Source organism: Companilactobacillus allii, assembly GCF_001971585.1.
Classification (GTDB): domain Bacteria; phylum Bacillota; class Bacilli; order Lactobacillales; family Lactobacillaceae; genus Companilactobacillus; species Companilactobacillus allii.
The window spans coordinates 587,966-601,189 of sequence record NZ_CP019323.1; the positions used below are offsets into that span (position 1 = coordinate 587,966).

10 protein-coding genes and 1 CRISPR repeat array (1 of these 11 running past the window's edge) are annotated in these 13,224 nt (G+C 34.3%); of the genes, 9 read left to right on the forward strand and 1 reads right to left on the reverse strand.

The window, feature by feature from the left end:
* Position 1 precedes the first annotated feature (1 nt).
* From BTM29_RS02840 to BTM29_RS02855, 4 genes are all read left to right on the forward strand, one after another.
* Positions 2-1,150, forward strand: a complete 1,149-nt coding sequence (locus BTM29_RS02840; protein WP_076614062.1) for a cation:proton antiporter — start codon at positions 2-4, stop codon at positions 1,148-1,150.
* A gap of 87 nt (positions 1,151-1,237) precedes the next feature.
* Positions 1,238-2,425: an NAD(P)/FAD-dependent oxidoreductase gene (locus tag BTM29_RS02845; protein WP_076614063.1), complete on the forward strand. Its 1,188-nt coding sequence runs from the start codon at positions 1,238-1,240 to the stop codon at positions 2,423-2,425.
* 419 nt (positions 2,426-2,844) lie between these two features.
* Complete coding sequence (locus BTM29_RS02850; protein ID WP_225972223.1) at positions 2,845-3,432, forward strand: DUF1003 domain-containing protein; 588 nt, start codon at positions 2,845-2,847, stop codon at positions 3,430-3,432.
* A gap of 65 nt (positions 3,433-3,497) precedes the next feature.
* Positions 3,498-5,528, forward strand: a complete 2,031-nt coding sequence (locus BTM29_RS02855; RefSeq protein WP_076614065.1) for a KUP/HAK/KT family potassium transporter — start codon at positions 3,498-3,500, stop codon at positions 5,526-5,528.
* Positions 5,529-5,654: 126 nt separating this feature from the next.
* Here the strand turns inward: BTM29_RS02855 and BTM29_RS02860 are convergent, their stop codons facing one another.
* Complete coding sequence (locus tag BTM29_RS02860; RefSeq protein WP_076614066.1) at positions 5,655-6,212, reverse strand: cysteine hydrolase family protein; 558 nt, start codon at positions 6,210-6,212, stop codon at positions 5,655-5,657.
* Positions 6,213-6,370: 158 nt separating this feature from the next.
* Between BTM29_RS02860 and cas9 the strand changes: the two genes are divergently transcribed.
* The 5 genes from cas9 (at position 6,371) to csn2 (ending at position 12,515) form a co-directional block, all read left to right on the forward strand.
* The gene (cas9, locus tag BTM29_RS02865; RefSeq protein WP_076614067.1) at positions 6,371-10,468 is read left to right on the forward strand and encodes a type II CRISPR RNA-guided endonuclease Cas9; all 4,098 of its coding nucleotides are present in this window, start codon (positions 6,371-6,373) and stop codon (positions 10,466-10,468) included.
* A 155-nt stretch (positions 10,469-10,623) separates the two neighbouring features.
* Positions 10,624-11,502 carry a type II CRISPR-associated endonuclease Cas1 gene (gene cas1 / locus BTM29_RS02870; RefSeq protein ID WP_076614068.1) on the forward strand — a complete coding sequence of 293 codons (879 nt, stop codon included), beginning with the start codon at positions 10,624-10,626 and terminating at the stop codon, positions 11,500-11,502.
* A gap of 4 nt (positions 11,503-11,506) precedes the next feature.
* Positions 11,507-11,812, forward strand: a complete 306-nt coding sequence (cas2, locus tag BTM29_RS02875; RefSeq protein WP_076614069.1) for a CRISPR-associated endonuclease Cas2 — start codon at positions 11,507-11,509, stop codon at positions 11,810-11,812.
* On the forward strand, positions 11,809-12,207 hold the full coding sequence (locus BTM29_RS02880) for a P-loop NTPase family protein (protein ID WP_076614070.1): 399 nt from the start codon (positions 11,809-11,811) through the stop codon (positions 12,205-12,207). The genes cas2 and BTM29_RS02880 overlap by 4 nt, the downstream gene beginning before the upstream one ends.
* Positions 12,171-12,515 (forward strand): type II-A CRISPR-associated protein Csn2, encoded by a 345-nt coding sequence (gene csn2 / locus BTM29_RS02885; RefSeq protein ID WP_236906182.1) that lies wholly within the window; start codon positions 12,171-12,173, stop codon positions 12,513-12,515. Before BTM29_RS02880 ends, csn2 begins: the two co-directional genes overlap by 37 nt.
* A 26-nt stretch (positions 12,516-12,541) precedes the next feature.
* A CRISPR array of direct repeats spans positions 12,542-13,224; the repeat unit is 36 nt; unit sequence GTTTTAGTAGTATGTCATTCTTAGTAGTTTAGAACC; it runs 211 nt beyond the window's last position.

A 13,224-nucleotide genomic window follows, 5' to 3' on the forward strand; every position in this document is an offset into this window, starting at 1 on the left:
AATGGAATTTATAACTCTTTTGGCATTAATGCTCTTCCTAACGTTGATCGTTAGTCACATTTTCAATAAAATGAACCTCCCCGCTGTTATTGGACAGCTAATTCTCGGCGTTATTCTTGGTCGAGGGATGTTGAATATCGTCAAATCAACAAACGAATTACAACTGTTTGCTGATATAGGCGTTATACTTTTGATGTTCATAGCGGGTCTGGAAAGTGACTTGAAATTACTACGAAAACACTTAGGTCCCAGTATTACAGTCGCCATTTTTGGAGTTATACTTCCGGTAGCTCTAACTTTACTAACTTCTCTGATTTTCAACATCAATATGCGTGAGAGTATTTTCATTTCGGTCGTATTCGCCGCAACTTCAGTTTCCATTTCTGTTGAAGTTTTGAAAAGTCTCAATTATCTGTCTAGCACTTCCGGGACCGTTATTTTAGGTGCCGCTGTAGCTGATGACATTTTGGCAATTTCAATTTTAAGTGTCATGTCTGGAACGTTGACTGGTAATTTCTCAATGAAGAAAATCTGGACTCTGTTAGCGTTATGGGTATTATTTGTGATCGTAACTTACGTCGCTTATCGCTTTATAGTACCTGCGATCATGAAGCTAGCTGATTACGCAGAGGCCACACATGCACCAACTATTACTGCTCTAGTAATCTGTTTAATATTCGCCTACTTTGCTGATTGGGTCCAATTAGACTCTGTTTTGGGTGCATTCGTAGCTGGAATCGCCATCTCCAATACGCCAAATTATAATAGTAAAATAAATCGTAATATCGAAATTGTCGGCTATTCCGTCTTCATTCCGATATTCTTCATCAGTATTGGACTTAATCTAGAATTCACTAGTTTATTAAAAGACTTCTGGCTGATTTTCTTCTTCACTGTAACGGGTATCTTTGGGAAACTCATTGGAGCTGGATTTGGTGCTAGAATATCTGGTTTCAATATGAAAGATTCCTACGTTATTGGTTCAGGGATGATATCTCGTGGTGAAATGGCTTTGATTGTTGCTCAAGTCGGCTACAGTGTCCATCTATTATCAGAAGAATATTATTCGACCGTTATTATTAGTATTATTTTAATCACCATACTTGCCCCATTTTTCTTGAAACATTCGATTAGTAAAAACCCTATTTAATCTTATCAGTACCACTTATTTATAGAAAAGATATATAATGGTAGCGTAAGCAGCTTTTTAATCAATTATATGAAGGAGAAGGTTAATATGGCACATATTTTAGTACTTGGCGCTGGATACGGTGGGTTAACAGCCGCTCGTGACCTTGCCAAATCCACACCAGCAGGAACACAGATCGACTTAGTAGATAAGAATGTATTGCATGTTGAGAAAACCGGACTACACATGATTGCAGCAGGAACAACAAGGGCGGATGCTGTTACTTTTGATATCCACTCTGTTCTTCCTTCAAATGTAAACTTTATACAAGCTTGCGTTAAAGATTTAGATCTTGATAACAAGACCGTTCATTTTGAAGACCATGACGACATTACTTATGACTATATTGTCGTAGCCCTTGGATTCCGTTCAGAAGACTTCGGTCTAGAAGGTGCTAGTGACAATGCCTTAATCCTCCAAGATTTAGATACTGCTAAAAATATCTATAAAACAATGAACAAAAATATTGCTAATTACAAAGACTCACAAGACCCAGCTGACCTTAGTATCGTAGTTTGTGGTGCTGGATTCACTGGTATTGAGATCCTTGGTGAATTAGTTGATACAGTTAAAATTCTAAAGGCCAAATATGGCGTTCCCGAAATCAAAGTTACATGTCTAGAAATGGCAACAAGAATTCTTCCTATGTTTGATGAAGAACTTGCTAACTATGCCGTTTCATATCTTGAAAAGAATGGCATCAAACTTCTTACAGGCGCAAAGATTACAAAGATCGAACCTAAAGCTGTTGTATACATGGACGGCGAAGAAGAAAAACAAGTCGAAGGTAGCACAATTCTTTGGACTGTTGGTGTTAGTGGTAGTGACGTTATCAAGGATTCTGGTCTTGAAGCTAGAAGAAACCGTGTTACTACAACTTCATTCTTAAACATTGAAGAACACCCCGAAGCATACTTTATCGGTGACGATTCAGCCATGATCCCAGAAGGTGCTGAACGTCCATTACCAACAACTGGCCAATTGGCTTCAGCTGAAGGTGTTGCTGTAGCATACAATATCGGTGCAGCCTTGAATGGTAAAGAATTGAAACCATTCGTTTATACTTCACTTGGTACAATCGCTTCACTTGGACAAAACCATGGTATTGCCGAGATCTTGGGCAAAGGCTATAAGTTCAAGGGTCACACAGCTTCGTTACTCAAACATCTATCAGGAGATAGAAGTTTGATGGAAGTTGCCGGACTTAAAACAGCATTTAAAAAAGGCACTATTTAGAGCGTGACAGAACACGTAAATTTTCGATCATTAATCTAATAAAGGTTGATATCTGCGAAAGCAGGTATCAGCCTTTTTTAAATTAAACGGAAAAAATTGTGTTCTCACACGCGTTTTCACTAATCCAACTAAACCACAAGAAATAGACAATATGTACTTTATCAATCATTCCAAGTTATAAAAATTGTTAAATTAATATAAAAATATTAACATCTTTCATAAATGAGAGGTGATAAAACGTGTCCGTCAAGAAAACTCAAAGCTGTATAATTTGCCATAAACGTTTCTCCCCCATTGAAGGACTCTTCCTCAGAGACCTAAATGACAGCTTAAAACAAGAAATCATTGATAAAAATGATTTTGCTAAAAGTTCAAGTTTTGTTTGCTTACGTGACCTACAGATAATTCGCCTTTCAAAAATGCAACACATCATCGATAAAGATCTAGAGATGGATCAAAAAATGAACGACGAGTTTCAAAAGGAATTATCCAAGAACACCTATGTAATCAGAAACTTAAACGATACCATTCATGGGGAATTGACCCGCGGACAGAAGTTATCTGATGCTGTAGCCAGATTCGGTGGTAGTTGGGGATTTATTATCTCTTTTATTGTCATTTTAATTGTTTGGATGGCTTTTAACGTTGTCCATTTTCTAGGTATCAACTTTGACCCCTATCCATTCATCCTGCTCAATCTGTTCCTAAGTTGTATTGCCGCAATCCAGGCTCCAATAATTATGATGAGTCAAAATCGCCAAGCTCAACGTGATCGTTTTGATGCTGAGAATGACTATCGTACCAATACAAAATCCGAGATGGAAATTAGAATTCTACATGAAAAAATCGATCAATTGAATGAAGTCCAATGGCCTCATTTACTGGATATACAAAAAATGCAGGTGGAGGTCTTGAGTGAACTGGAAAATGAGATTCAATCCAACCGAGCCGAACAAGAACGATCCAATAACCCACAACATCGTCGACATAGGAATAGAAATCAATAGTGCTATTTTATTGAGAATTTCACAATCATGAACTAGTATCATCTTGCAAACTGGAGGATTTAAAAATGAAAAAAACAACATCCTCATTTTCAAAATTGGGTATGCTGATAACTTTGGGAATTGTTTACGGTGATATTGGTACCTCTCCACTTTATGTAATGAACGCCATCATAAATGACGCCGGTAATATGAAGAGTGCCGTTCCCGAGTATATAATCGGCAGTATTTCTTTGATATTTTGGACATTAATGCTCATCACGACTATCAAATATGTCCTAATAGCCATGCGCGCAGACAATAACCACGAAGGTGGTATTTTTGCTTTATACGCCCTAGTGCGTTCCAAGAAATGGTTAATAATTCCAGCTTTGATCGGTGGATCAGCTCTTTTAGCCGATGGTACCTTGACACCAGCAGTGACTGTAACGTCTGCTATGGAAGGATTAAAGGGTCAAGAAATTGGTGGGTTCACCATGTCCAACAGTCAAAGTGTCATCTTGATCCTAGTTACTATCATCTTGTTAACTATTTTCATAATTCAAAAATTCGGTGCTGAACGTATCGGTAAATCATTTGGACCAATAATGTTGATTTGGTTCAGTTTCATCGGTATCGTCGGATTGGTCAATATCTCCAATGATTTCACAGTCCTAAAAGCCTTGTCACCAGTTTATGCCATCAAGATTCTAACTAGCCCCGTGAACCACGCAGGGATCTTCATTCTAGGTAGCGTATTTCTAGCTACTACTGGTGCAGAAGCACTCTATTCTGATATGGGACAAGTTGGTAAATTCAATATCTACGGAACTTGGCCATTTGTTTATATAACGTTGATGCTCAACTATCTTGGTCAAGGTGCTTGGGTTATGTCACATTATATGGACAAGCAATATATGAATCTCAATACCGTTAATCCCTTCTATGAAATGTTACCAGGACAGTTAAAGATATTCGCCATCTTGATTGCTACAATGGCCGCCGTGATTGCTTCTCAAGCCTTGATCACAGGTTCATTCACCTTAGTTGAAGAAGCCATCGGTTTGAAAATTTTGCCTAGACTTCGTGTGAAATTCCCAGGTAATATCAAGAGTCAACTATACATTGGATCAGTCAATTGGTTGTTGTGCCTTGTAACGCTAAGCGTCGTTTGGGGATTTAGAACTTCAGAACATATGGAAGCAGCTTATGGTTTGGCCATCACTATGACTATGTTAATGACGACCATCTTGCTTCACCAATTCTTAGTCATGAAACATCATAAAGTTGGCGCTACGATATTTGTTACCTTCTTTATAATCCTTGAATCACTATTCTTCATTTCAAGTTTGGTCAAATTCGTTCATGGTGGTTATATCACCGTTATAATCACCGCTATAATACTGATGATCATGGTAATTTGGTATTACGGTAACAAGCGCCGTGATTCATATCTAAATGAAAGCCAGTCGGTCTCCTTGCTAGATTATATCCCTCAATTAGAAAAACTTAGCACCGATACGAATATTCCACTTTTTGCCACCAACTTGGTATTTCTCAATCGTATTGAAGATGATTATTCCATCAAACGTTCCATCATTTACTCAATCCTTGACCAAGATCCAAAACGGGCTAAAGTGTACTGGTTTATTACGGTCAATCAGACTAATAACCCTTACGAATGTAACTATAGCGTCGATATGATGAATACTAGAAACGTCGTAGATGTGCAATTGAATCTAGGTTTCAAGAAGTCACAACACGTTAATATCTATATTAGACAGATTGTGAATGCACTGCTCGACGAGAAGATAATCGACCCACAAACTCCTGACTACTCAATGATGAAGAATCGTCGTGTAGGATCATTCAAGTTCGTTATTTTAAATGAACAGTTCCAAGATCTTGGTGCGCAAGAACATATGAAGAGTTTGGACAGATTCTTGATTGGTGGAAGAATCCTTCTCCAAAATATGACTCTACCACCTGCTTTATGGTATGGACTAGAGTTCAGTGATGTTACCGAAGAAAAGGTACCATTGTTCCTAGGCAGTCATGTTGATAACTATCTAGTTAAGGATAGCGTTACAAATGTTAAGAGCGAACCAAAAAATGAATAAATTAGAGTGTGCTTAACACGTTCAGTTTTCGTTTATAAGTTCAAAAAGCCGATATTTACTTACGTAAATATCGGTTTTTTGGATCATATGAAGAAAATTGTGTTTTGGCACAACCACTTTATCGATTTATTTAACTATTTTGGCTCCTAATACCTTCTCAAAATGTTCCAAGGCCCAATCATGTCCCAATTGATTGAATGAAGCTACACAAGAAGAATGAATAACAATATTGTAATTCAAATTATATGCGTCAATCGCAGTATGTAAGACACAAATATCAGTACAAACACCGGCGAGATGAATAGTATCCACATCACGCTCACGAAATCTCATGTCCAGATCAGTTCCTGCAAATGCGCTATAACGAGTCTTGTCGAAGAACTTTAGATTCTCTTCATCAGCATGTTTCTCATACCAAGGCTTCAATTCACCGTACAATTCTCTGCCCCAAGTATCTTGAACATTGTGTGCTGGAAATAGCTTAGTCTCTGGGTGGTAGTGATCAAATGGTACATGAAGGTCAGTTGGTAGCCATACCCAATCCCCATTCTTACGCATTTCTTCTGCCACTTTAATAATATTGGGTTCAATAAGTTGGCCCGGTTTGCCACAAGTCAATGCTCCATTATCTGCTACAAAGTCATTCGTGTAATCCACAATAAGTAAAGCTTCATGTGATGCCATGTTCATCCCTGCTTTCTTAGTTATTTGATTAACTTGATTATTGATGGTTGTTGGTGGGATGTCAATGGATATGTGTTTGGTAAAAAAATCAAAAAAGGCTTTAAAGCGTTGTTTCCTCTGTTATTATTAAATTGTTTAAGTTATAGGAGGAAAAAGTGATGAATAGAAAAACCACCAAGTACAATGTTGGGTTAGATATTGGTACCGCCTCAGTTGGATGGGCTACTACAGGTAACAATTATAATCTGTTAAAAGCAAAAAAAAGAAATCTTTGGGGAGTCAGATTATTTAATACTGCTGAAACTGCCGCAGATCGAAGAATGAATCGTTCTATAAGAAGACGATATCGAAGACGTAGAAATAGGTTGAATTGGCTAGATGAGATATTTTCTAGTGAATTATTCAAGACTGATCCAGGATTTTTAAATCGTATGAAATATTCTTGGGTATCCAAAAATGATAAGTCCCGGACCCGTGACAACTATAATTTATTTATTGATAAAGATTTTAATGATCAAACTTACTATGAAGAATATCCTACTATTTTCCATCTCAGAAAGCGTCTAATTGAGAATCCTGAAAAAGCAGATATACGTCTAGTCTATTTGGCAATTCATAATATTTTAAAATATCGTGGGAATTTCACTTACGAACATCAAAAGTTCGATGTTTCGAGAATGAACGATGGACTTGAATATACTTTGAAAGAATTGAATCAAGCATTGGATCAATTTGGATTGAGTTTTCCAAATGATACTGATTTCAAATTAATTGGCGATATTTTAGTCAAAAAAGATTGGAATCCTAGTAGCAAAGTAAGTCGAATCATCAAGGAACTTAATCCTACTAAAGATATGAAGCAATTCTATACTTATGTAATAAAACTATTAGTTGGAAACAAGGCTGATTTAACAAAACTGTTTAACATTGAATCAAATGAACTAAGTCCTATAAGTTTCTCATCAAATTCGATTGAAAATGACTTAGCCACCGCTGAAGAAGTACTGTCAGATGAACAATATAACATTATTCTGCTAGCTAATTCTATTTACAGCACTATTGTATTAAATAATATTCTAAATGGTAAAACCTATATAAGCTTTGCTCAAGTGGAAAAATATACTGAACATCATGAAGATCTTATGAAACTCAAAAATATTTGGAGAAATGACGAAGACACTGCTGCAGTGAAAAAGGCTCGTAATGCTTACGAAAAATATTTGAATAATGGTAAATATACCATTCAGGAATTTTATAAAGATATAGGCAAATATTTAGAAGAAAAAGATGATGACGATTCAAAAAATGCTTTAGAAAAAATTGACAATAATAAATACTTATTAAAACAAAGAACTAGCGACAATGGAGTAATTCCATTCCAATTGAACGAAGCCGAATTAATAAAAATCATTGATAATCAATCACAATATTATCCCTTCTTAAAAGATAACAAAGACAAAATTCTATCATTAATAAACTTCAGAATTCCTTATTATGTTGGACCACTACAAAGTAAAGATAAAATACAAAGTAAAGATAAAATACAAAGTAAAGATAAAAGCGGTTTTGCATGGATGGCTAGAAAAGAAAATGGTCCGATCAGACCATGGAATTTTGATGAGAAAGTAGATAGAGAAAAATCATCAAATAACTTCATCCGTCGTATGACATCAACTGACACTTATTTAATTGGTGAACCAGTTGTTCCAAAGAATAGTCTGATCTATCAAAAATACGAAGTTCTTAGTGAGTTAAATAACGTAAAAATTGTAAGTACTGGTGAAGGATCAGAGAATCAAGAACGATTACGTGTGGAAGTTAAGCAACGTATCTTTAATGAATTATTTAAAAAATATAATACTGTATCCGCTAAACGATTAAAGGACTGGCTAATAAAAGAAAGTTATTATTCAGCACCTGAAATTCATGGATTATCTGATAAAACAAAATTCGTATCAAGTCTATCGAGTTATCGTAAACTATCCAAAATATTTGGAAATGACTTTGTAGATAATGTGAAAAATCAAGATCAATTAGAACAAATCATCGAGTGGCAAACTGTTTTTGAAGACAGAGAAATCCTCAAGTTAAAGCTCAATAAGTCTAACCAATATGATGAAAAACAAATCAATCAATTAGTAGCCATTAGATATCAAGGTTGGGGAAGATTTTCCAACAAATTATTAACACAATTATTTGTAAATACTAAAATTGGAAATGAGCATGAACCAAGTAATCATTCTATTATTGATTTACTATGGCAAACCAAGAGTAATCTCATGGAAATATTGCGTGATGATAAATACAACTTTGAATCACAAATCAAAGAATTAAATATTGAGGATAGTTCAGATAAAAAACCACTAGAATTAGTCAACGACCTGCATGGCTCTCCAGCTCTAAAACGTGGTATCTGGCAAGCCATCAGCATTGTTCAAGAATTATCTGAATTTATGGGACATGCCCCAGAACATATCTTCATTGAATTTACACGTGATGACCAAGACAGTTCAATAACTAAATCAAGATATAACAGCCTTAAAAAGCGTTATCAGGACATTAAACAAATGGTTACAGATTTAGCACCTACTTTGAAAGAATCTCTATTTCCTACTAAAGACCTTGAAGACCTAATGAAGGACAAAAGAAATTCCCTATCAAATCAGCGACTTATGCTGTACTTCTCACAAATGGGCAGAAGTCTATACAGTGATGCTGAAATTGATATTACCAGATTATTCACATCTGATTATCAGGTTGATCATATCCTACCTCAGTCATACATTAAAGACGATTCTCTTGAAAACAAAGCACTGGTTAAAGCTAGTGAAAATCAAAGAAAACAAGATGACTTACTATTATCCAAAGATATAATAGCAAATAATCTAACTCGTTGGGAATATTTGAAAAAAGCAGGTTTAATGGGACCTAAAAAATTTGCTAATTTAACTAGAACTGTAGTTACTGATAGACAGAAGGAAGGTTTTATTAATCGTCAGTTGGTTCAAACATCCCAAATGGTTAAAAATGTTGCAAACATTCTAGATTCAATTTACCCAGATACTCAAGTTATTGAGACTCGTGCCAGTTTGGGGATGGGATTTAGAGATTCCTTTAGTAATTTGAATAAAAAAACATGGCATTACGAACATCCAGAATTTGTTAAAAATAGGAACGTAAATGACTTTCATCATGCTCAAGATGCTTACATATCAACTATCGTCGGAACATATCAACTTAAGAAATACCCACGAGACAATATGCGATTGGTTTTTAACGCTTACTCTAAATTTTTTGAAGATGTAAAAAAGAAAACCAGACAAGAGCGTGGTAAAATTCCTGCTTACTCAAGTAATGGTTTTATTATTGGATCAATGTTTAATGGTAAAACTCAGGTTAATAAAAATGGTGAGATTATTTGGGATCAGCAAATCAAGGATAGTATTAGTAAGACATTCAAGTTTAAACAGTACAACATCACTAAACAAAACTATATTAATGATGGAGCCCTATACAAGCAAACTATTCTTAACAAAAACAACAAAGAATTAATTCCACTCAAAAAGGATCTTGATCCACATATCTACGGTGGCTACACTGGCGACATCACCTCATACTCTGTTCTTATCGATGTTGATGGCAAGAAAAAGCTGATAAGTATCCCCGTAAGAATTGCTCGTGAAATCACTGCCAAAAGGATAAATATTAAAGACTGGATATCTAATAAAGTAAAACACAAAAAGGAAATCCAAATACTCATTGATGTCGTTCCAGTTGGTCAGTTAGTAAAGAGTGGAGACAAAGGGCTTATTTCTTTACCATCCGGTACAGAAATAGCAAATGCAAATCAATTAATACTTGATTACAAAGAAACAGCACTTCTTTCATTACTAGAACATTCCACTCTAGACAATTACAGATTTATACTAAGTGGTGACAATGAAGATATTTTACAATCTATATATTCTGATTTGATTTTTAAAATCCAAAAATTATATCCACTTTATTCAAGTGAATCAAAACGTTTCAATGATAACTTAGATGAATTTAATAACTGCTCGATTTATGACCAATTTAATATCATCGAACAAATTCTGAATCTTCTTCACGCTAATTCAACTTGCGCCAACTTGAATTTTGGAAACATTAAATCAACACGCCTCGGTAGAAGATCCAATGGTTATGAATTTTCTGATTCTGACTTCATTTACAAATCACCAACAGGACTATATGAATCAATAATTCATATAGATTAACCTAAAAAAGTGCAAAAAAATAGCTCCCACGCGGGAGCGGTCACTTGAGACTATTTAACATAAATGTTGATTTTAACTTAGTATGTCATTCTTAGTAGTTTGAACAAGTTAATTATAAGTTATTCCTACAAAAAAATCAATATAGGAGAATAATCATGGGATGGGAAACGATATATATAACTTCAAGATCCAAACTATCTTATAAATCCAATCATTTGTTAGTACAAACGGTAGCTGACATTCAAGAAATTCCTTTTCATCATATTGGATGCATCGTTATTGCCACAACACAAGCAGTAATTACTGGTTATTTAGTTGAGAAACTAACTCAAGCAGATATTAAAGTTATTTTTTGTGACAGTGATCATAATCCATGTGCTGAACTAAATGGATATTATTCAAATAATAACCGTAATCAAAATATTGAAAAGCAATTTTCTTGGCCAATACCCAAAAAAGAACTTCTTTGGACTAGTATTGTTACCAACAAAATTGAAAATCAAATTAACGTATTGAAACAATATAACTTAGATACAACGGCTATCATACAAGAATTTAATCAAATAAAAGACAATGACAAAACAAACCGTGAGGCAGTAATAGCAATGAAGTATTTCCCAGCATTATTTGGTAGCAACTTTTCAAGAGGTAATAAAGAAGATAATATCAACAAAATGCTTAATTATGGATATACTATTTTGTTATCATCAGTCAATCAAGAGATAATTGCACAAGGATATCTAACACAATTGGGCATTCATCATCACAGTAATCAAAATGACTTTAATTTATCTAGTGACCTTATGGAGCCTTTTAGACAATTCGTCGATCAAATAGTAGTTGAACATAAAGATAGTGATTTTGATCTAGAAACAAAGCTAGATATATTAGCAGTCTTAGAAAAGCAAATATCATACAATGATAAAAATTACATTTTAAAAAATGCTATTAATCAACACGTTCAAAATTGCTTTAAGTTTTTAGACTCACAGAAGCTTTCTGTAGCTAAGGTGGACTTCAAAAATGAGGTGTAGAATTATGAGATTAATGATAATGTTTGATTTGCCAACATTGACTGCTCAAGATAGGAAGAATTATAGACAGTTTAGAAAGAATCTTCTAAATGATGGATTCATAATGATGCAAGAATCTATCTATACTTGTTTATTAGTCAATGGGACTTCCGCAAAATTCTTAGAAAATAAAATCAACGTCTACGCTCCAAAAAAAGGATTGATTCAATCTTTGATTATTACTGAAAAGCAATATGAAGCTATGCGATTAATCACTGGAGAAAAGAACAATCGACCCGAAAATCGTTTTGAAAGACTGGTGGTAATATGAGCCCTGAATCTATTACTATTTTCCCTTATAAGCCATTCGATATCGAATATGGTATGACTATTTTTAATCTTCAAAATGAGGAAGAATTCTCAAACTTATTATTTAATTTGAATCAATTAAAAAAACACGAAGCCTTTATTGATGATGTTGACCAATATATTCATTTTTATGTAGACGAAGAAGATAATTTAAAGACATCTCTTAAGCAAGTAGCCATGCTGGGTGATTTGACTAGTTATAATATCAATTCTGTCGGCAATTTGAAACTAGTATTTCAAAAGATCGTCGCTGATAACCAAGTAATTAACCGAGATAAACTAGAATCATTAAACAAATTAACGAACTTGTTTTTGATTCCATCAATGGTTACGACGAAAATTTTTATTATGATTTAATGCCAGAATTAACAAAATTACTTAAATCAAAAGAACTTTCAATAGATACTAGTAATTGGCAGAATTATTATGATAAACTTCAATCAGTTATTAGATTTTACGTAGAATTCGATAACAAAAGATTGTTATTATTTCATGGGTTAGAACGCCTATGTAGTTTGGAACAAATTAACGAATTGAATGATTACTTAAAATCCGTCGAGTTATCTGTAGTTAGTCTAGAATCATACCCAATGACATTGAAAAGGCCTGGTTTGAACACCCATGTTTATTCAATAGATGAGGATCATGTTAGATTTGATTACTAACATTTAAAGTTAACGTTAACTAGGTGGTTTTAGTAGTATGTCATTCTTAGTAGTTTAGAACCAAAAAAATTGGTAGTTCTTTCACAGGAGCAGTTTTAGTAGTATGTCATTCTTAGTAGTTTAGAACCAAAACGTTAAAAATAAACTGAGTCTCGTGTGTTTTAGTAGTATGTCATTCTTAGTAGTTTAGAACCCTAGAACTGCTGACAAAGCGACTTTTGACAGTTTTAGTAGTATGTCATTCTTAGTAGTTTAGAACCAATGAAGTACTAGTTAAGAACTTTAATATGGTTTTAGTAGTATGTCATTCTTAGTAGTTTAGAACCTGTTCTAAAAATACAAGAGGCAACCAAGCGGTTTTAGTAGTATGTCATTCTTAGTAGTTTAGAACCATATATGTCACGTAGCAAATCAGTAAACTTGTTTTAGTAGTATGTCATTCTTAGTAGTTTAGAACCTGGCGTCAGCGTCAATGTTTGCCATGTTGGGTTTTAGTAGTATGTCATTCTTAGTAGTTTAGAACCTGCTTTGAGTAATTCTTCGATTCTGTTCTCGTTTTAGTAGTATGTCATTCTTAGTAGTTTAGAACCAATGTTAAACAAGATTGAGAGTCAAGCTACGTTTTAGTAGTATGTCATTCTTAGTAGTTTAGAACCTGTAATATGCTATAGTGAGACTATTAAATAGTTTTAGTAGTATGTCATTCTTA

What these genes read in the sequence shown, in the direction of transcription:
- cas1 (WP_076614068.1), top strand. Translation starts at nt 10,624, where the DNA reads ATGGGATGGGAAACGATATATATAACTTCAAGATCCAAACTATCTTAT.
- cas9 (WP_076614067.1), top strand. Translation starts at nt 6,371, where the DNA reads ATGAATAGAAAAACCACCAAGTACAATGTTGGGTTAGATATTGGTACC.
- cas2 (WP_076614069.1), top strand. Translation starts at nt 11,507, where the DNA reads ATGAGATTAATGATAATGTTTGATTTGCCAACATTGACTGCTCAAGAT.
- BTM29_RS02845 (WP_076614063.1), top strand. Translation starts at nt 1,238, where the DNA reads ATGGCACATATTTTAGTACTTGGCGCTGGATACGGTGGGTTAACAGCC.
- BTM29_RS02850 (WP_225972223.1), top strand. Translation starts at nt 2,845, where the DNA reads ATGCAACACATCATCGATAAAGATCTAGAGATGGATCAAAAAATGAAC.
- BTM29_RS02840 (WP_076614062.1), top strand. Translation starts at nt 2, where the DNA reads ATGGAATTTATAACTCTTTTGGCATTAATGCTCTTCCTAACGTTGATC.
- BTM29_RS02855 (WP_076614065.1), top strand. Translation starts at nt 3,498, where the DNA reads ATGAAAAAAACAACATCCTCATTTTCAAAATTGGGTATGCTGATAACT.
- BTM29_RS02860 (WP_076614066.1), bottom strand. Translation starts at nt 6,212, where the DNA reads ATGGCATCACATGAAGCTTTACTTATTGTGGATTACACGAATGACTTT.
- BTM29_RS02880 (WP_076614070.1), top strand. Translation starts at nt 11,809, where the DNA reads ATGAGCCCTGAATCTATTACTATTTTCCCTTATAAGCCATTCGATATC.